Raw genomic sequence first — 17981 nt, 5'->3', positions numbered from 1 at the left:
GCTTGTCCTTCTTGTCTCCGGGGTTCACGACTGGCTCGTCGACGGGACGGCGCTCTGGACGCTGTCGAGGTACCGCGCCGCCGAGTCCGGATCCATGAACCACTCGTGGAAGTCCGGCGGGAAGTCGAAGCCGTTCACGAAGCGGCCGGCGATCTCCGGGAAGCCGCCCGCAGCCCCGAGGAGGGTGAGGACGTGCTCGGGCGGGGGCGCGAGGAGCGCGTTCGTCCAGGCCGCGACGAACTGGGCGTAGCCCCAGTACCGCTCGAACGTGGCCTGCTGGAACTCCGGGGTGTAGGGGAGGTCGCCGTGGGCGAGGATCGAGCTCAGGTAGGACGCGGCGCACTTGGCGGCGTTGTTCGAGCCCTGGCCGGTGATCGGGTCGTTGAGCACGACGACGTCGGCCATCCCCAGGACGGTCCGGCCCGAGGGGAGGGTGACGACGGGGCGGCGCACGGTCGGGGCGAAGCGGCCCTGGAGGATGCCGAGGTCGTCGGTCAGGCGCACGTCGGTGCAGCGCTCGGCCTCCCAGGGCAGGTAGGCCTTGAGGATCCCGAGGGAGTGCTCGAGGTGCTGCTCGGGCGAGAGGCCCTGCCACGAGTCCATCGGCCCGCCCGGGAGGCCCTCGAAGACCATGATGTCGCAGGGGCCCGAGACCGTGAGGGCGGGGAAGGTGAAGTACTCGCCCACGCCGGGGATGAGGTTGAAGGCGACGGCGGAGTACTCGTCCCGCGGGCGCATGCCGTGCACGTAGGTAAGGGCGAGCGCGCGCTGGGGTGCGTCGTAGTGGCTGCGCAGTGCGTCCCGCTCGAAGAGCCGGGCGATCTCGCCCTTGCCGGCGGCGACGAGGACGAGCTCGCTCTCGGCGGCGTAGCGCTCGAGCTCGTCGACGCCGGCGTCCTCGAACACGAGCTCGCCTCCGCGCCGGACGAACTCGTCCATGAAGGCCGGGAACTTGACGCGCTGGTCGATCGACTGGGCCGGGCGGTCCAGGCGGTGGGCCCAGTCGATGGCCTTCACGCCCGGGGCGTCCGGCGGGGCGACGGTGAAGCCGATGCCCTCGACGGCGGGCGCGTCCTGCCACAGGTCCAGGCCGAGCTCCGCCTCGTGGGCAAGCGCCTGACCGAACATGCACTGGCTCGAGGAGACGCGGCCGGCGGCGATCTCCTCCCCCGTGCGGTTGGAGACGATGCGCACCCGGTAGCCGGCCTCGAGCAGGCCGACGCCGAGCTGGAGGCCGGACTGGCCGGCGCCGACGATGGTGATGGAGCGTTGTGCCATGGGGATTCCTCGTGGTCTGTGGGTTGGAGTCTGGTCGGTGTCTAGTGGCATTCGGGGCCGAAGGCGGAGTAGCCGTCCTCGTCGGCCCAGCCGGGGCCTGTGCCAACGTAACCGGCCTCTGAGGCGGACGAGATGACGATGACGGCCTCCCGCGTGCCGGGCGAGTGCGGGCCCCTGGCGGGGGTGGCGGAGGTGCGCTCGCGGTAGTCCACCCAGTGCTGGCGTGCGAGACGTCGGGACTTCACGGGGCTCACCTGCCCTCGGCCGGCGCGCTCAGCGCCGGGTCCTTGGCGAGCAGGGGGATGGCGGGCTCGTTGCGCTCGGGGCCGAGGGCGGAGTACCCGCCGTCGGCGGCCCAGTCCGCCCCGGTCACGAAGGACGCGGCGTCGGAGGCCAGGAAGGCGACGACGGCGCCCACCTCGCTCGGGCGGCCGACCCGGCCGAGCAGGTGGAACGGGGCCGCGACGGCGTCGACATGCTCCGCGTCGCCCCCGCTGAGGGTCTCCATGACCTTGGACCACGTCCAGCCGGGGCTCACGGAGTTGACCCGGATGCCCTCGGCGGCGAAGTCGGCCGCCATGCTGCGCGTGATCTGGACGAGCGCCGCCTTGCTGGCCGGGTACAGCCAGCGGCCGGTCTGGGCCACCGAGCTCGAGATCGAGGTGAAGTTGATGATCGAGCCGTGGCCCGACTCGGCCAGGAGGCCCCGGGCCGCCCGGGCCATCATGACCGCGCTGACCACGTTGACGTTGAGCGAGCTCAGCCAGTCCGCCCGATCGGACTCGGCGCCGTTGTCGAGATACGAGCAGGCGAGGTTCACGAGGATGTCGAGCCGGCCGTAGTCCCGCCGCAGCCCGACGACGAGAGCCTCCACGGCGCCGTCGTCCGTGATGTCCGTGAGGCGGAAGTCCACCGACGGATGGAGCGCGGCCTCGGCGCCGCCCACCCCGTCGATGTCCGCGATCACGACGCGAGCCCCCTCCGCTGCCAGGGCATCGACGACGCCCCGGCCCACGAGGGTCGAGCCGCCTGTCACGAGGGCTACGCGCCCGTCCAGAGTTCCCATCTCAGCCTTCCTTGCCTGTGATCTGTGCCATACTTTGCCTTGTCACGACGCTACGGGCGCGGCGTTCGGCCCTCTATCCGAACCGCGCAGAGCTCGTCCGATTCGCGCAAAGAGGCCGATTCGCGCACGCGGCGCCACACTTGGAGGCCAGCATGCTTTCTCCGACGCTCCGGCTGCCCCGCCCGGACCAGGTGCTCGACCGGCGGGCCACGCTCGCCACCGTCGACGCCGACGAGGCGCAGCAGACCATCGAGGAGCTGTTCTGCGCCCACCGCCTCGTGCCGCTGGACGCGGGCGGCCATGTGGACCTCAAGCTGCGGTCCGCGAAGACGGCCAACCTCGGAGTGCATCTGCTCGACTACGGCGCGGACGTCCGGATCAGCCCGCAGGCCCTCGAATCGTTCTTCCTCGTCCAGATGCCGCTCCAGGGCCGGGCGACCATGGAGTGCGGGAACGAGAGGATCGCCTCCGACGCGCGGCTCGCGACCCTGCCGCCGATCGACCGCGACTTCTCGATGGAGTGGCAGGCCGGGACGCCCCAGCTGATCCTGTACGCCCCCCTCTCGGCCATGGAGCAGGCGGCGAAGGGCCTGTTCGGCGCCGAGCTCACGGGCGGGCTCCGCCTTGGCCACTCGCTGGACCTCCGGAGCCAGGCCGGGCAGGCGCTCCTGCGGGCCGCCTTTGAATTCCACGACGCCGTCAACGGCACCGACCCGGCGGTCGCGCCGTACGCGCTCAAGCTCCTCGAGGAGGCTGTGCTGCAGCGCTGGCTGCTCGCCGTGCCGAACAATGTCTCCCTCTCGCTCGGCCAGTGGGAGCCGGGGAAGGACGCTCCGTCCGCTCAGGCCGGAACCGCCAACGCGGCGACGGCGCGGCTCGTCCGGCGCTTCAGCGAGCTGCTCGAGCGCCATGCGGCGGAGGACGTCATGGTGTCGGAGCTGGCCGAGGCCATGGGCGTTCCGCTGCGCACGCTGCAGGCGGCCGTCTCGGCCGAGACTGGGTCGACGCCGACGGCCATGCTCCGGACGTCACGGCTCCTGCGGGCGCGGCGGATGCTCGAGGACAGCGACCCCGGCGTGCAGAGCGTCACGGCGGTGGCGGGCGCGTGCGGGTTCGGGCATCTGGGGCGCTTCTCCCAGGCCTATCAGGAGATGTTCGGGGAGCCCCCCTCGGCGACGCTGCGCCGGTGAGGGAAGCCGGCCGCCATCACGGGTGGCGAGCGCCGATCCCGGCAAGGACCGCCCTGTAGCCTTCCCGGTAGCTGGGATAGGCGAACTCGAAACCCAGCCCCTGGAGCCTGGCGCTCGAGCAGCGCTTGTCCCCGCCACGCGGCGGGTCCACATGGCCCCTCAGGGGCTCGCTGCAGCCCAGTTCGCTGGCAAGGAACCGCAGAACGTCGCCCAATTCGGCCGGCTCCTGGTCCACCCCGATGTAGACGGCCTCGGGTGTGGCGGGCATGGTCGTGAGGTGGACGATGGCCGCGGCGGCGTCGTTGCGGTGGATGCGGTTGGTGTAGCGGGGCTGGTCCGGAATGACGGCGCTGCCGTGCCTGACCTGGTGGATGAGCCTCGTGCGCCCCGGGCCGTAGATGCCGCCCAGCCGCAGAGAGACGACGGACGTCCCAGCGCCGGACAGCCTGGCCGCGAGCAGCCCTTCCGCCTCGAGGAGCAGCTCCCCCGAGAACGACTCGGGGGCCGGCTCTGTCGACTCGTCCACGAGACCTCCCTTCGCGTCGCCGTAGACCGCGGTGGAGGAAACGAAGAGAACGCGATGGGGCACCACGCCGTCGCGCTCGAGGGCGTTGAGGAGGTTGCTCAGGCCATCGACATAGGCCGCCCGATAGGCGGAAGGCGTCGAAGCGTCCGCGGCCACGGAAACGATCACTGTATCGAGGTCGTCCGGGATGGCTGGGAGCTCGCCCGCCAGATCTGCCGCCACGCCCTCGATGGCGAGGGGGAGATTCCCTGGGTGACGTCGCCAGCCGATGACCCGGTGGCCCTCCCGGGCCAGCCTGAGCCCCGCCTCGGTGCCCAGGTCACCGCAGCCTGCAATCAACACTGTCATGGAAGCCAAGTCTCCCAGCCGGGGAGCTGGGTCGCCGACCGGGGCTGCTGGCTCGCCCGTGCATTCCCGCCCTAGCGCGCCCCCGCCTGCCGCAGCGTGGCCGACGGCGACTCGCCGAACCGCTCGGTGTAGTAGGCGGCGAAGCGGCCGAGATGGCCGAAGCCGACCCGCGCGGCGACGGCGGCGACGGTCGCGCCGTCGGGCGCCGCCTCGAGCAGGAGCGCCCGCGCGCGCTCGAGCCGGAGCCGGCGCAGGTACTGGGCCGGCGGCATCCCGACGTGGTCGGAGAAGGCCGCGTGCAGCTGCCGTGGGCTGATCCTCACGGCTGCCGCGAGGTCCTCGATGCGCAGGTCCTCCCCCAGGCGCGCCTCCATGACGCGCCGCGCCTCGCGCACGTAGGCGGGACCCGCGTCAGGCAGCCCCGCGGAGCGGCCCTCGGCGAGCCCGCCGCCGGCTCCCGACCCGACCGCCGCACTCAGGTGCGGCGCGAGGCCCGCGGCCATCGTCGAGAGGAGCGAGGAGAGCAGCGCGCCGCGCGTAACATCGTCGGCCTCAGGCCCCGACCCGAGCACGCGGCACGCCTCGAGCCACGCGGACTGGACCATGGCCGGGGCCGCCAGGCGCAGGGGCCGCTCGGAGGAGAGCTCGATCGGGGCCCCGAGCGGCCGCGACAAGAGCGCCTCGAGGTGGGCCTCGACGGCGTCGGCCGGCACCGAGCCCACGAGCGCGCCGCGGCTGGGGTCGGGGACCATCGTGGTGCCATGGCACGAGCTGAGCGCGAACGGCTCGCTGGCCGTCCAGCGATGCCCGTTGGACTCGACGCCCATGGGGCCCAGGGGAAGCACGACGACGACCTGCCGCCCCGAGGGCGGGCTGTCCACGGTGACGGGGGCGCCGTACGCGACGTGCACGAGTCCCAGGGGGCCGAGGCTCAGGCCGTCGACGGTCCCGGCCAGGTCCCCCGTCCCGCGCAGGTGCAGGACGTGGTGCTCCTGGGTCAGGCCGTCGACGGCCTCGCGGATCACCTTCGGGGATCGGCTCCGGGCCAGCGGCCTGCCGCTGAGCACCCCGCCGGCTGGCGGGACCGGCCCGCGCGGCAGGCTCGCAGTGGCCACGGCGCCTCCTCGGGGATGTCAGTCTCCCCATGCTACTCGAGCGTGACGGGCGTCACAATGCCGCGACAGCGGTCTCAGGTGCAGCGCCGGCCGGGACGCGGACGCCCTTAGCCTCGAGCCGCGGGAGGACCTCGGCCGCGAAGTACGGCAGCTCGCCCGCGTAGTCGACGAACGCGAGGGTCATCCCGTCGAAGCCCGCAGCGTGCACGCCCGCGATGGCGTCAGCGACGTCGTCGGGCGTGCCGAAGACCGGCAGCGAGCCGTGGCCGGAGGCGAACCGGCTGCGCATCGTCGCGAGCATCTCCGGGGTGAACGACTGCGCGTGCAGGCCCTGCAGGCCCATGAGGTAGTCCACGGCGCCCCAGTCCGCGTTCTCCTCGGCGTAGTAGCGCACGAACTCCTCGGCCTCGGCCCGGGTCGGGCGGCACACGACGTGGCCGAGCGTCAGGACGCCGACGCCGCGGCCGTGCTCGGCCCGGGCCTGGGCGCGCAGGCCCGAGGCGATGGAGGCCCCCGTCTCGACGTCGGGGATGATCGTGAAGACGAAGTCCGAGTTCTTCGCGGCGAAGGCGCGGCCCTGCGCCGACGAGCCCGCGTTGAGCACGGGCACGCGGCCGCCGCGGGGCTTGGGCTCGGACTCGACGTTCTTGAGGCGGAAGTACTCGCCGTCGTGGTCGAAGATCTCGGTGCGCGACCAGGCGTCGCGGATCACGTCCCACCACTCCTGCGCGTAGGCGTAGCGCTCGTCGTGGGCCTGGGGCATGTCGACGCCCATCGCCTCGTACTCGGGCTGGTTCCAGCCGGCCACGACGTTGAGCCCGGCCCGCCCCCCGCCGCCGATCTGGTCGAGGGTCGCGATCGCCTTCGCGACGGCGAGGGGGTGGTTGAAGGCCGTGTGGATCGTCGAGAAGACGCTGATCCGCTCGGTGGAGGCGAGCAGCCCCGCGGCCCACACGATCGGGTCGAGGACGTGGCCGTGGAAGTTGGTCTCGCCCTTGTAGCCGATCCACCGGGCGATGGGGAGCAGGAAGTCGATCCCGGCCTCGTCGGCGAGCTTCGCGAGACGGAGGTTGTCCTCCCAGCTCGCGCTCCACCGGTCGGGGACCTTGGTGACGGCGAGGCCGCCGGAGCAGTTCGGGGAGAACAGGCCGAGCTTGAAGCCGCGGCCGTCGAGGATGCTGCGTGTCATGGTGGACTCCTTCGTTCGTGGGTCGGTTCGATGTGGGGTGGTGCCGGGCGCGATCACGCGCGGCGGAGGGCGCGGAGGTCGAGGGGCCGGGCGCCGTCCCGCTCGTGGAGCTCCTCGACGCGGCCGACGACGATGACGTGGTCGCCGCCGTCATACGACTTCCAGACGGTGCAGTCGAAGCGGACCGCCGCCCCGGCGACAGCCGGGGTGCCGAGCGCGGTCTCGGACGTGGGGAGCCCGGCGAACTTGTCCGCGCCGCGGGCGGCGAACCGCGGGACCAGGTGCGCGCCGTCGTCGGCCAGGACGTGCACGGAGAACGCCCCCGCGTCCATCCACGCCGCGAAGCTCGAGGAGCCTCGGTCCACGCACCACGAGACGAGCGGCGGGTCGAGGGACACCGAGGTGAAGCTGTTGCAGACGAGCCCGATGGCCGGGCGCCCGGCGGGACGGGCCGTGACGACGGTGACGCCTGTCGTCCAGTGGCGCATGGCCTGGCGCAGCGCGTCGGCGGTGACGGCGGGCTTCAAGGCTGTGTCCATGATGACCTCCAGGTCGGCCCCGATCGGTGCGGGGATTCAGGGGATGCTTCGATGCTCCCGGCGGCCCGGAGCGTGCGGCTATCCGCTGGCTGCTGTGTCCAGTCCGATTCCTGCCGTGATGCCCCACGGGACGTTCTGCCGCCGGTCGAATCCTGCGAGACTCTTGGCAGCGGCTCCCGCGCGCTGCTACCGTGGCCGTATCGAGCTTTCATGACGAGCGTCACAGATACAGCCCACAGCGCCGGCCCGCTCGTCTGGACGAAGGAGTCCCCATGCCACTGGCATCCCTCATCGAGTCCCTCGCCGCAGGGACCACCCGCGTCGTCGACCTGACGAACCGCCTCTCCTCCGAGACGCCCACCCTCCGGCTCCCCGAGCCCTTCGCCAACCTCGTGGACTTCAGCCTCGAGGAGGTCTCGGCCTACAACGAGCCCGGCCCGTTCTGGAAGCACCACAACATCTCCACGGGCGAGCACATCGGCACCCACCTCGACGCCCCGGTCCACTGGGCCACCGGCAGGGACGGCAAGGACGTCTCCCAGATCGAGCCGCGCCGCCTCGTCGGCCCCGCCTGCGTCCTGGACGTCTCGGGGCAGGTCGCCGAGGACCCCGACTTCCTCGTCGACGTCGAGCACCTCGAGAAGTGGCAGGCCGAGCACGGACCGCTGCCCGCGAACGGCTGGCTCCTCGTCCGCACGGGCTGGGACGCCTATGCCCAGGACCGCGAGCGCTTCCTCAATGCCGACGAGAACGGCCCGCACTCCCCCGGCTTCACCTCCCGCTGCGCGCAGTGGCTCGCCGAGTCCAGCCCCCTCTCGGGCGTGGGCGTCGAGACGGTCGGGATCGACGCCGGCGCGGCCGGCGGCATGGAGCCGCCGTTCCCCATGCACCACTTCCTCCTCGGGCACGACAAGTACGGCATCACGTCGCTCCAGAACCTCGGCGAGCTCCCGCCGACCGGCGCCCTGGTCGTCGTCGCGCCGCTGCCGATCGTGGGCGGGACGGGATCGCCGGCCCGCGTCCTCGCGATCACCGAGGGCGGTGCGGCATGAGCGCGGGTTCGGCACTGACTGTCGCCGACGTCGTCGCCCAGACCCTCGCCGAGCTCGGCGCGGGCCACTGCTTCGGCGTCGTCGGGTCCGGCAACTTCGCGGTGACGAACGCGCTCGTCGCGAACGGCGTCCCGTACACGGCCGCCCGGCACGAGGGCGGCGCCGCCACGATGGCCGACGCCTACGCGCGCATGTCCGGCAAGGTCGGCCTCCTCTCGGTCCACCAGGGCTGCGGCCTCACCAACGCGACCACCGGCATCGGCGAGGCGGCGAAGTCCCGCACCCCGATGATCGTCCTGGCCGCCGAGACCGCCGGGGCGGCCGTGCACTCGAACTTCACGATGGACCAGGCCGCGCTCGCCCGCTCGGTCGGGGCCGTGCCCGAGCGCGTGCATTCCGCAGCGTCGGCCGTCGCGGACACGGTCCGCGCCTTCCGCACGGCGCTCGAGGGCCGCCGCACGGTCGTCCTCAACCTCCCGCTCGACGTGCAGGCCCAGCCGGCGCACGACGCCGGTCACAGCGCAGCGCACGACGCCGGCCACGCGCCGTCGTCCGCCCGCTCGCCGCTGCGCGTGGCGCCGCCCGCTCCGGTCCGCCCGGCCGAGGAGAGCGTGCGGGCGTTCGCCGAACTGCTCGCGCAGGCGAAGCGGCCGGTGTTCGTCGCGGGCCGCGGCGGGCGCGGCTCGCGCAAGGAGATCCTCGCCCTCGCCGAGCACACGGGCGCGCTCGTCGCGACCTCCGCCGTCGCGAAGGGCCTCTTCGCGGGCGAGCCGTTCGGCATCGGCATCTCGGGCGGCTTCTCCTCGCCCACCACGGCCGAGCTCATCTCCGGCGCGGACCTCATCGTCGCGTTCGGCTGCGCCCTGAACATGTGGACCATGCGGCACGGGAACCTCATCGGCGAGGGCGCCGCCGTCGTGCAGGTGGACCTCGACCACGGCGCACTCGGCGCCCACCGCCCGGTCACGCTCGGCGTCGTCGGGGATTCCGGCGCGACGGCCGCCTCCGTGCTCGAGGCGCTCGCCGGCACCGCGCCGCGGACCGGCTACCGGACCGAGGAGGTCCGCGAGCGCATCGCGGCCTCGTCGCGCTGGCAGGACGTCGAGACCGAGGACCTCTCCGGTCCCGGGGCCGACGGCCTCGACCGCATCGACCCACGGGAGCTCACGCGGCGGCTCGACGCGCTGCTGCCCGCGGAGCGGATCGTCTCCGTGGACTCGGGCAACTTCATGGGCTACCCGAGCCAGTACCTCGACGTCCCGGACGAGTTCGGCTTCTGCTTCACACAGGCGTTCCAGTCGATCGGGCTCGGGCTCGCGACGGCGATCGGCGCGGCCGTGGCCCAGCCGGGCCGCCTCCCGGTCCTCGGCGCCGGCGACGGCGGGTTCCTCATGGGCCTCGCCGAGCTCGAGACCGCCGTGCGGCTCAGGCTGCCGCTCGTGTGCGTCGTGTACAACGACGCCGCGTACGGGGCCGAGGTGCACCACTTCGCCGCCGAGGAGCCCGGGACCGACGTGTCCACGGTGACGTTCCCGGAGACGGACATCGCGTCGATCGCCCGCGGCATGGGCTGCGAGGCGGCGACGGTCCGGACGCTCGCGGACCTCGACGTCGTCGAGCGCTGGCTGGCCTCGGGACCGAACGGCAGGCCGGACCGGCCGCTCGTGCTCGACGCCAAGGTCGCCTCGGACGGCGGCGCCTGGTGGCTGCACGAGGCGTTCAAGGGCCACTGAGCACAAGGAGCCGCTGAGCAGCGATTGAGAACCCTTCCCACGGGCAAAGACAGAGTAGTCCGTCAGGGGAACGGGCGCGGCGACCGCTGCCGCACGATGAGTCAGCCATCACGGGAAGGCCGGACGATGAGCTCCGAATACCGCGAACCCTACAACGAGCACGACGCGGGCTGGTCCGCCGAGCCGACGCCCGCCGAGCAGGCGAAGCGCCTCGGAGGCGTGAAGCCCGGCGCGGCCTTCTTCGGGTGGCTGACCGCCACGGGGATGTCCGTGCTCCTGACCGCCCTGCTCACCGCGGCCGGGGCCGGCCTGGGAGTCGCCACCCAGACCGACCCCGGGGAGGTGGCCGGGCGGGCGGCGCCGGGCGTGGGCATCGTCGGAGCGGTGGCCGTCGCGCTGATCCTCTTCGTCTCCTACTACTGCGGAGGCTATGTCGCCGGGCGGATGGCCCGCTTCAACGGCGCCAAGCAGGGCGTTGCCGTGTGGCTGTGGGCGGTCGTCATCGCGGTCGTCGCCGCGCTCCTGGTCGTGATGGCCGGAGGCCAGTTCAACATCCTGTCCACGCTCAACAGCTTCCCCCGGATCCCCGTGGATGAAGGCGCCTTGACCGTGGGCGGCATCATCGTCCTGATAGTCGCGGCGCTCATCACCCTCGGCGGCGCGATCCTGGGCGGGATGGCCGGGATGCGCTACCACCGCAGGATCGACCGCGCCTCCTACGGATACTGAGGCTCGCGGCGCGGTAATCCGGCGGGGCGGACGACGGCGCGGGGCACCCGCCGTCGTCCGCCCCCTCACGCGATCGCCGCCGCCACCCGTTCCGCCTCGGCCAGCACGTCGTAGTCGTAGAGCGACCTGCGGTACTGCGCGTGCGCGGCCATCTCGGCGTCCCGCACCGAGAGGTCGGCATACATCGAGTCGTAGCGGAGGCCGTTCTCCCGGGCCCCGCGCTGCACCTCCGCGACCCGCTCGCGGCGGAGGCGGTCGTACGCAACCAGCCCCGCGGGAGCGCTGTCCCGGTCGGTGCGCGCGAGGATCGCGGCGAGGGCCATCCCGTCCTCGACCGCCTGGTTGGCGCCCTGCCCGAGGTGCGGGAGCATCGGGTGGGCGGCGTCGCCCAGCAGCGTCAGCCGCCCCTCGGTCCAGCGCGGAAGCGGCTCGCGGTCGTAGAGCCCCCAGCGCAGCGTCGTCTTCACGTGGGCCAGCAGGTACCCGATCCGCGGATCCCAGCCGGCGAACTCCCGGCGCAGCTGGTCGGGGTCACCGGGAGCCGACCACGACTCCCTCATCTCCTCGTCGGCCGGGACGAAGCCCACATAGTTGATCAACGTCCCGGCGCGGACCGGGAACGCCAGGAAGTGCCGTGACGGGCCGAGCCACATGTGCCACGCGTCGGCGGGCCAGTCCGGGACGAGGTCGTGCGGAACCAGGCCACGGTACGCGACCGACCCGGAGAACACCGGCTCCGACGGCGGGACGACGTGGTGCCGCAGCTCGGAGTGGATCCCGTCGGCGGCGATGACCACGTCACCCTCCGCGACGCTCCCGTCGGCGAACGTCACCCGGGCGCCGTCGTCGTCCTGGGCCAGGCCCGTGCAGCGCCGGCCGGTGTGCACGACGCCGTCGGGCAGCCGCGCGGCAAGCATCGCCACGAGGTCCGCGCGGTGCATGCCGAACACGGCGTTCCAGCCGGCCGAGTCGGTCACCTGCACGCCCGCGATCTCGGTGCCGTCCTGGCGGTGGTACCGCGAGGCCGCGCCGACCCGCGCTCCGTGGCGCTCGACGTCGGGCCCGAGCCCCACGCGCTGCAGCTGGCGCACGCCGTTCGGAGTGAGGAACACCCCCGCGCCGATCTCCCCGAGGGCGCCGGCCTGCTCGTGGACGGTGACCGGAACCCCCTGGTTGACGAGCGCGTTCGCGGTGAACAGGCCGGCGATCCCGCCGCCGACGATGACCACGCGGGGCGGCGCGAGAGTCACGGCGAGACGCTCTTCTCGCGCTCGGGTGCGGGCTTCCTCAGCGTCGAGGCGTAGGGGGCGGGGGCGACCGTGGCGCGTACACGGGTCTGCCGGTGGCGTTCCACCTGCGGCTTGCGGGAGCCTCCGTCGGGCTCGCCCCAGACGATCTCGACCTCCTCCCCTTCGGTGGCGTGGTCGACGTCGAGCATCGCCAGGGACAGGACCTCGCGCTCGTTGATGCTGTAGCCGGTCTTCGTGGCCAGCCCCACGAGCCGCCCGTCCGCGCTGTAGACCTCGTCGCGGTGCTGGAGGTTGCCGTAGTCCGCGATGGGCAGATCGAGGTACTTGTACGGTGTGCCGGCCTCCAAGAGCGAGCCGACGATGCGCAGGACGTCCTCCTTGTTCCACACGAGCGTCATCCTGGTCCGCGGGGGATGCTGCGCCACGGCCTCGAGCGCCTCGCGGCCGATGAAGTCGTGGTCGAACTTCACGAGCTTCCCGTAGCCGAGGTCGTACGGCGTCACGTAGTAGTCCTCGATGCTGCGCGGCCGGAAGCTGCCGGCCAGCTGGAACTTCGCCTCCCACGAGGTCGCCGGGAGCCACTCCCTGTACGCCCGCAGGTCCTCCCCGGTGTACACGGCGGGCAGGGGGTAGGCCATCCAGCCGCCCTCGAAGCTCGCGCTGTAGTAGGCCTTCGTCCCGCCCCGGAGCAGGCCATGACGGGAGCCCGCCTCGAGGATGGCCTCGCGGACGCGATCGCCCTGCCCGTACGGGCCCGAGATCTCCACGCCCTTGTGCCCGGACATGCTGTGCCGCAGCACGATGACGTCGACGCCGGCGATCCGCGCCCGGGCGGTGCGGAAGAACGGGATGTCGGGAGCCTCACCTTCCACCACCTCGTCGAAGATCTCGGCGGCGTTCGGCCCGTCGAGCTGGAAGCGGAACTTGTTCCTGCGTCCGCTCGGATTGTCCGAGGTGTTGTTGTCGCGCTCGAGGGCCACGTCCCAGCCGCCCGTCTGGGCCTGGTACTCGACCCAGTTGATCAGCGGGGCGCTGCTCACGAGCTCGTAGGTCTGGTCGCCGAGGTCGTAGAGGATGCAGTCCCCGATCATCTGGCCGCGGGCGTTGCAGCCCATGAACTGCTTGGCCCGGCCGGGGGAAAGGTTCGCGAGGCTGTTGACGCCGACGACGGTGAGCAGCTTGAGCGCGTCCGGCCCCTTCACGAGGAGCTCGGGCATGTGATGCGACTGGTCGAAGAGCACGGCGGCCTCGCGCCACGAGCGCTGCTCGTCGCGCCAGTTGGTGAACTCCGGCGGCACGGGCGTCAGGTCGGACCGCATCCGGCTGTGGGCTCCGGGGGAGTCGTTGTAGAGGTAGTCGACCAGGTCCGGCGTCGTATCGATCAGGTCCTGGAGGGAGCGGGTGGTGGCCTCGGTGCTCATGGGGAGGGTGTTCCTTGCGACGAAGTAGAGGTGGTTCGGTTGATCAGTCCCAGCACCTGGGTGCGCAGCTCGCCGAAGCGGGGATGCCCCTTGGTGTCGGCCTGGCTGCGGGGGCGCGGAAGGTCGACGTCGATGACGTCCAGGATGACGGTGGGCGGGCTCGAGAGCACGATGACGCGGTCGCCCATGTAGACGGCCTCGTCGATGTCGTGGGTCACCAGCATGACCGTGAGCCCTGCGTCGTGCCGGATCTTCAGGGTGAGGTCCTCGAGGTCGGCGCGCGTCTGGGCGTCGACGGAGGCGAACGGCTCGTCCATGATGAGGAACTCGGGGCGGTAGGCCAGGGCGCGGGCGATCGCGACGCGCTGCTGCATTCCGCCGGACAGCTGCCAGGGGTAGCTCTCCGCGAACCCCTCGAGGCCGACCTCGCGCAGGGCCGCGTCGACCACCCGCTGGCGCTCCTCGCGATCCCGGATCGTGTTCTTCAGCGGCAGGGCCACGTTGCGGCCCACCTTTGACCACGGCATGAGCGAGCGGCTGTAGTCCTGGAAGACGCAGGCGATCTCCTTCGGCGGCGAGTCGATGACCTTCCCCGTCCGCGTCAGGACCACGGATCCACCGGAGCTGGGCAGGAGGCCCGCCAAGCAGCGGAGCAGGGTGGTCTTCCCCGCACCCGAGGGGCCGACGACGGTGACGAACTCTCCCTCCTGGACGGTGAAGCTGATGTCGCGGAGCACCTCCAGCGTCCGGCCGGAGACGTTGTAGGACTTCTTGAGGTGGTCGACGGTGAGCACGTCAGCCCTCCTGATCTTGGGTGTACCACCGGAGGAGTCTGCGCTCCAGCAGCACGAAGAGGCCGTTGACAAAGACGCCGAGGATGCCGAGCAGCAGCATCCCGGACCACATGAGCGGCACCTGGAAGCTCTGCTGCGCCTGCAGCGTCACGAAGCCGATGCCGCTCGTGGCGGCCACGAGCTCGGTGACCACCATCATGACGAAGGCGACGCTGAGGGCGATCCGCATGCCGGCGAGCACCTGCGGCGCCGCGGCCGGCAGCTGCACGTGGAGCACGCGCTGGATCCTGCTGAGCCGGTAGGTGCGGCAGACGTCCATGAGCACGGGGTCGATGTTCCGCACGCCGTCGATCGTGTTGAGCAGGATCGGGAAGAGGGTCACGAACGCGATGAGGACGATCTTGGGGGTGTCCCCGATCCCCATGAGCACGATGCTCACGGGGACCAGCGCCGTGGCGGGGAGGGCGCGCCCGAACTGCAGGATGGGGTTGAGGGCGTGGGCGAGCAGCGGCAGCCGGCCGAGGAGCGCCCCCAGCCCGACGCCGACGACGACGGCGATCGCGAACCCTGCGAACATCCGTCCCAGGCTCGGGAGCACGTCGGACGCGACCCGGTCGAACAGCCAGTTCTCGCCGAAGGCCTCGAGGATCGACTGGAGCGGCGGGTAGAACGGCGAGACGCTCTCCGCCGACGCCAACCACCACGCCGCCACGATCGCCACGGGGACGATCAGCGACGTGGCCACGTTCAACGGCCTGCTGAGCCGCTGGCCCGCGGATGCCCGCGCGTTCATAGCTGCTTCTCCCTGTAGGCGCTGTGCCAGTGCAACTGCCGGCGCTCGATCCGCTCGAGCACGATGTTGATGAGGACGCCGATCACGCCGACCACGCCGATGAGGGCGTACATCTCGGGATACACGCCGTTGGTCGCGTAGACCGCGATGTCGCGGCCGAGACCCCTGATGGCCGTGATGATCTGGACGGCGACGACCACGACCAGTGCGTGCGACGCAGCGATCCGCAGCCCCGTCGCGACGAAGGGGGACACGGCCGGGAGGACGATGTGCAGCAGCCGCTGGTGCGGCTTGAGGCCGAACACGCGGCCGGTGTCCTTGAGCACCGGTGCTATGCCGGCGACCCCGTAGTACGTCTGGAACAGCAGCGGCCAGACCGATCCCACGGCGGCCAGGAGGTAGGAGACCTGGGGCCTCGCTCCGAGCACGAGGATGAGGATCGGGAGGTAGACCACCGCTGGGATGAAGCGCAGGAAGTCGAGGACGTAGTGCGTCAGCCGGTACAGCACCGGGATGCCGCCCAGGGCCATCCCGGCCGCGACGCCGATCGCCGCACCGATGAGCAGGCCCCCGAGGAACTGCTGGAGGGTGGTACTCAGGCTGGCTCCGAACTCGGGCGTCGGCACGAGGTTCCAGCCGGCCCGGACAATCTCCGAGAACGGGGGCAGCGCGTCCGAGAGCAGCCCGGCCCGGCTCAGGACCTCCTCGAGGGCGAGGAAGGCGGCGACCGTGATCCACGGGAGGGCCCGCACGAGCCACCGCCGGCCGGCCTCCCCGCTGCTCCTCTCGGCCCGCGGCGCCGCGGGGGCGCGGGGAGCGGAGGCCGCCCGCCCCGCCCCCATCCGGGAGTTGAGGGCGTTCATCACGGCGCGACGAGGGAATCGAGGCTTGGGGCTTCCTTGATCACCCCGTACTTGACGAGAAGTTCGCTCTCCTTCTTCACGGCCTCACGATCGACCTCTGCGGAGTACTGGGGCAGAGGGGCGCTCTGGACGAGCTTGGCGTCAGCGCCCGTCTTCTCGATGATCTGGGCGCGGGTCTCCTCCGGGTGCGAGTTCGCGTAGTCGGACGACCGCTGCAGGGCCTTGCGCCAGCGCTCGACGATTCCGGGGTTCTGCTCGATGAACTGCTTGGCCATGTAGAAGACGGTGTTGCCGTTGTTCGGGTTTCCATAGGCGATCGAAGGGGAGTCGCCGATGTCCCGGAACCCCTCCTGGCGCAGCGCCGTGGCGAACGGCTGCACCGTGCTGATGGCGTCCACCTTCCCCTCGCGCAGGGCGGTGACCGCGTCAGCGAACCTCAACTGCACGAGATTCACCTTGCTCTGGTCCCCGCCGTCCCGCTCGATGGCCTCGCGGATCCACAGCTCCCAGCAGCACTTCAGCGAGTTCACCGCGATGGTCTTGCCGGAGAGGTCGGAGAAGGACCTGATGTCGCTGTCCGCCGGGACGATCGTCTGATACTGGGTGCCCGCCGGGTCCTCACGGTCGTTGACGGAGCCCGAGACGATGACGACCGGGATGTTCGCCGCGACCGCGGTGATCGCCCCCGAGATGCCGCCCAGCACGGCCTGCTGCTGGCCGTTGATGAGCTGCGGGACCCCCCCGGCGCCCGTGGCGGAGTCGTCGATGGTCAGCTCGATGCCCTCGTCCTTGAAGAACCCCTGCTTGGCACCGAGGAGGAGCGCGGTCGAGGACTGGGAGGCTGCCACGCCCGCAGTGATCTTGACCGCCTCGCCGCCGCCCGGGGTTCCCTGTGTGCCGCCGCCCGTTGACGTGTCGCCGCACGCAGCCATGAGGGGCAGCACGAGCAGCATCCCCGCAAGTGCGGCAGAGCCCTTCCGATTGCGAAATACCAATGCTCTGTCCTCCAGTGATTGAGTGCCGGAGCGTGCAGGCCGCCATCACGACATGGATCCACGAGCGACTTTGCTCCCGAGCGCATTTAGTATGTATACGAACGATAGTCCTGGTCAGAACTCCACGCAAGGGTCTGGGGGTGGGAACCGGGCTTCCTTGGGCCAGGCCTCAGCGGTAGGCGACGGCGCGCAGGAGGGCCACGAGGCGCTCGGCCTGGCGCTCCTGCAACGGGGCCGTGATGTCCTGCTGCACGAGCACGACGCCGGGGGTCACCTCGTCCAGGACCGCCTTGGCCTGGTCCGTGAGGACCACGAGCTTGCGCCGGCGGTCCCGCTCATCCGGCATGCTCGCGACCAGGCCGCGGCGAGCCAGCCGGGCCATGACGTCCGCCGTGCTCGACTTGTCCAAGGACGCCAGCTCGCCCGCCCTCCCCTGGTCGATCGGGGAGTTCCAGGCCAGCGCGCTGAGCAGGTCGTACTGGGACGAGGTGAGGGCTGCGCCGACCCTGCGGGCCCAGTGGAGGCCGTATAGCTGCTCGCTGCGCCGGAGGAGGTGGCCGGGGGCGGCGGGCATGGCGAGGGCCTGCCGCTGGCTCTGCTCGGTCGGCATCGCGGGGGCCTCGCCTCCATAGGCCAGGCGGGCGAGGTTCTGGGTGAACCACTGGCGGTCCTGGGGCGCGAGCGGCTCGAGCAGCCGACGCTGGATCTCGGCCACCCTCGGCGTGATCTGCAGGAGGGCGACCCGTGCCGGAGCGGTGAGGGACAGGAGATACCGCCGGCCGTCCGAGGGGTCCCGATCCCGGTCAAGCCATCCATTGCGCTGCAGGCGCGCGATGACGTCGGCCGCCGTCGACTTGTCGAGCGAGGCGAGCCGGCCGGCGGATCCCTGGTCGAGGGCCGCTCCCTGCGTCAGGGCGCTGAGCAGGGCGTACTGGGGGCCTGTCAGGTCGCCGTTGAACTCCCCGCCCCACAGCGAGGTGTGCACCTGCTGGGCCCGCCGGAGGAGGTGGCCCAGGTTCGTCTCCAGCGGCAGCGCCGCAACAGATGCTGTCGCCACCCCGGGCTTTTCAGACCCCATCGACACGTCGCCGCCCCTCTCT

At 71.7% G+C, this 17981-nt stretch carries 18 protein-coding genes; 4 read left to right on the top strand and 14 right to left on the bottom strand.

Going from position 1 to position 17981, the window contains the following annotated elements:
- Positions 1–24: 24 nt before the first annotated feature.
- Genes ACUYMY_RS01245 through ACUYMY_RS01235 form a run of 3 tightly spaced genes read right to left on the bottom strand, consistent with a single transcriptional unit; the run spans position 25 to position 2344 of the window.
- A complete protein-coding gene (locus tag ACUYMY_RS01245; RefSeq protein WP_481701832.1) occupies positions 25–1278 on the bottom strand; it encodes a styrene monooxygenase/indole monooxygenase family protein in 1254 nt (417 codons plus the stop codon).
- Positions 1279–1319: 41 nt separating this feature from the next.
- Positions 1320–1523, bottom strand: a complete 204-nt coding sequence (locus ACUYMY_RS01240; RefSeq protein ID WP_481701831.1) for a hypothetical protein — start codon at positions 1521–1523, stop codon at positions 1320–1322.
- A 5-nt stretch (positions 1524–1528) separates the two neighbouring features.
- Positions 1529–2344, bottom strand: a complete 816-nt coding sequence (locus tag ACUYMY_RS01235; protein WP_481701830.1) for an SDR family oxidoreductase — start codon at positions 2342–2344, stop codon at positions 1529–1531.
- Between the two features lie 152 nt (positions 2345–2496).
- Here ACUYMY_RS01235 and ACUYMY_RS01230 point away from each other — a divergent pair, with 152 nt between their 5' ends.
- Positions 2497–3534 (top strand): AraC family transcriptional regulator, encoded by a 1038-nt coding sequence (locus ACUYMY_RS01230; RefSeq protein WP_481701829.1) that lies wholly within the window; start codon positions 2497–2499, stop codon positions 3532–3534.
- Between the two features lie 16 nt (positions 3535–3550).
- Here the strand turns inward: ACUYMY_RS01230 and ACUYMY_RS01225 are convergent, their stop codons facing one another.
- From ACUYMY_RS01225 to ACUYMY_RS01210, 4 genes are all read right to left on the bottom strand, one after another.
- A complete protein-coding gene (locus ACUYMY_RS01225) occupies positions 3551–4408 on the bottom strand; it encodes an NAD-dependent epimerase/dehydratase family protein (protein ID WP_481701828.1) in 858 nt (285 codons plus the stop codon).
- A 71-nt stretch (positions 4409–4479) separates the two neighbouring features.
- Positions 4480–5523, bottom strand: a complete 1044-nt coding sequence (locus tag ACUYMY_RS01220; protein ID WP_481701827.1) for an AraC family transcriptional regulator — start codon at positions 5521–5523, stop codon at positions 4480–4482.
- A 52-nt stretch (positions 5524–5575) separates the two neighbouring features.
- Positions 5576–6712: an LLM class flavin-dependent oxidoreductase gene (locus tag ACUYMY_RS01215; protein ID WP_481701826.1), complete on the bottom strand. Its 1137-nt coding sequence runs from the start codon at positions 6710–6712 to the stop codon at positions 5576–5578.
- A 53-nt stretch (positions 6713–6765) separates the two neighbouring features.
- Positions 6766–7251, bottom strand: coding sequence for a flavin reductase family protein (locus ACUYMY_RS01210; RefSeq protein ID WP_481701825.1), 486 nt, complete (start codon positions 7249–7251; stop codon positions 6766–6768).
- A gap of 272 nt (positions 7252–7523) precedes the next feature.
- Here ACUYMY_RS01210 and ACUYMY_RS01205 point away from each other — a divergent pair, with 272 nt between their 5' ends.
- The 3 genes from ACUYMY_RS01205 (at position 7524) to ACUYMY_RS01195 (ending at position 10765) form a co-directional block, all read left to right on the top strand.
- Positions 7524–8303 (top strand): cyclase family protein, encoded by a 780-nt coding sequence (locus ACUYMY_RS01205; protein WP_481701824.1) that lies wholly within the window; start codon positions 7524–7526, stop codon positions 8301–8303.
- Complete coding sequence (locus ACUYMY_RS01200) at positions 8300–10036, top strand: thiamine pyrophosphate-binding protein (RefSeq protein WP_481701823.1); 1737 nt, start codon at positions 8300–8302, stop codon at positions 10034–10036. Before ACUYMY_RS01205 ends, ACUYMY_RS01200 begins: the two co-directional genes overlap by 4 nt.
- Positions 10037–10162: 126 nt before the next feature.
- Positions 10163–10765 (top strand): hypothetical protein, encoded by a 603-nt coding sequence (locus ACUYMY_RS01195; RefSeq protein WP_481701822.1) that lies wholly within the window; start codon positions 10163–10165, stop codon positions 10763–10765.
- Positions 10766–10830: 65 nt separating this feature from the next.
- Here the strand turns inward: ACUYMY_RS01195 and ACUYMY_RS01190 are convergent, their stop codons facing one another.
- From ACUYMY_RS01190 to ACUYMY_RS01160, 7 genes are all read right to left on the bottom strand, one after another.
- On the bottom strand, positions 10831–12015 hold the full coding sequence (locus tag ACUYMY_RS01190; protein ID WP_481701821.1) for an FAD-dependent monooxygenase: 1185 nt from the start codon (positions 12013–12015) through the stop codon (positions 10831–10833).
- A complete protein-coding gene (locus ACUYMY_RS01185; RefSeq protein WP_481701820.1) occupies positions 12012–13436 on the bottom strand; it encodes an aminomethyl transferase family protein in 1425 nt (474 codons plus the stop codon). The genes ACUYMY_RS01190 and ACUYMY_RS01185 overlap by 4 nt, the downstream gene beginning before the upstream one ends.
- The gene (locus ACUYMY_RS01180; RefSeq protein WP_481701819.1) at positions 13433–14230 is read right to left on the bottom strand and encodes an ABC transporter ATP-binding protein; all 798 of its coding nucleotides are present in this window, start codon (positions 14228–14230) and stop codon (positions 13433–13435) included. The genes ACUYMY_RS01185 and ACUYMY_RS01180 overlap by 4 nt, the downstream gene beginning before the upstream one ends.
- Before the next feature lies 1 nt (position 14231).
- On the bottom strand, positions 14232–15023 hold the full coding sequence (locus ACUYMY_RS01175; protein ID WP_481701818.1) for an ABC transporter permease: 792 nt from the start codon (positions 15021–15023) through the stop codon (positions 14232–14234).
- Entirely contained in the window at positions 15020–15886 is an 867-nt protein-coding gene (locus ACUYMY_RS01170) for an ABC transporter permease (RefSeq protein WP_481701817.1), read from the bottom strand. The genes ACUYMY_RS01175 and ACUYMY_RS01170 overlap by 4 nt, the downstream gene beginning before the upstream one ends.
- Positions 15886–16830: an ABC transporter substrate-binding protein gene (locus ACUYMY_RS01165; RefSeq protein ID WP_481701816.1), complete on the bottom strand. Its 945-nt coding sequence runs from the start codon at positions 16828–16830 to the stop codon at positions 15886–15888. Before ACUYMY_RS01165 ends, ACUYMY_RS01170 begins: the two co-directional genes overlap by 1 nt.
- A 220-nt stretch (positions 16831–17050) precedes the next feature.
- Positions 17051–17938 (bottom strand): MarR family winged helix-turn-helix transcriptional regulator, encoded by an 888-nt coding sequence (locus tag ACUYMY_RS01160; protein ID WP_481701815.1) that lies wholly within the window; start codon positions 17936–17938, stop codon positions 17051–17053.
- Between the last annotated feature and the right edge of the window lie 43 nt (positions 17939–17981).

This window comes from Sinomonas sp. T428B, assembly GCF_056780155.1.
Note: the sequence above shows the minus strand (reverse complement) of the source record. Positions and strands in the feature narration are given on the sequence as shown.

Excerpts from the sequence above, each read along its gene's own strand:
- ACUYMY_RS01245 (WP_481701832.1), bottom strand. The coding sequence starts at position 1,278 with ATGGCACAACGCTCCATCACCATCGTCGGCGCCGGCCAGTCCGGCCTC.
- ACUYMY_RS01235 (WP_481701830.1), bottom strand. The coding sequence starts at position 2,344 with ATGGGAACTCTGGACGGGCGCGTAGCCCTCGTGACAGGCGGCTCGACC.
- ACUYMY_RS01230 (WP_481701829.1), top strand. The coding sequence starts at position 2,497 with ATGCTTTCTCCGACGCTCCGGCTGCCCCGCCCGGACCAGGTGCTCGAC.
- ACUYMY_RS01225 (WP_481701828.1), bottom strand. The coding sequence starts at position 4,408 with ATGACAGTGTTGATTGCAGGCTGCGGTGACCTGGGCACCGAGGCGGGG.
- ACUYMY_RS01215 (WP_481701826.1), bottom strand. The coding sequence starts at position 6,712 with ATGACACGCAGCATCCTCGACGGCCGCGGCTTCAAGCTCGGCCTGTTC.
- ACUYMY_RS01210 (WP_481701825.1), bottom strand. The coding sequence starts at position 7,251 with ATGGACACAGCCTTGAAGCCCGCCGTCACCGCCGACGCGCTGCGCCAG.
- ACUYMY_RS01205 (WP_481701824.1), top strand. The coding sequence starts at position 7,524 with ATGCCACTGGCATCCCTCATCGAGTCCCTCGCCGCAGGGACCACCCGC.
- ACUYMY_RS01200 (WP_481701823.1), top strand. The coding sequence starts at position 8,300 with ATGAGCGCGGGTTCGGCACTGACTGTCGCCGACGTCGTCGCCCAGACC.
- ACUYMY_RS01195 (WP_481701822.1), top strand. The coding sequence starts at position 10,163 with ATGAGCTCCGAATACCGCGAACCCTACAACGAGCACGACGCGGGCTGG.
- ACUYMY_RS01185 (WP_481701820.1), bottom strand. The coding sequence starts at position 13,436 with ATGAGCACCGAGGCCACCACCCGCTCCCTCCAGGACCTGATCGATACG.
- ACUYMY_RS01175 (WP_481701818.1), bottom strand. The coding sequence starts at position 15,023 with ATGAACGCGCGGGCATCCGCGGGCCAGCGGCTCAGCAGGCCGTTGAAC.
- ACUYMY_RS01170 (WP_481701817.1), bottom strand. The coding sequence starts at position 15,886 with ATGAACGCCCTCAACTCCCGGATGGGGGCGGGGCGGGCGGCCTCCGCT.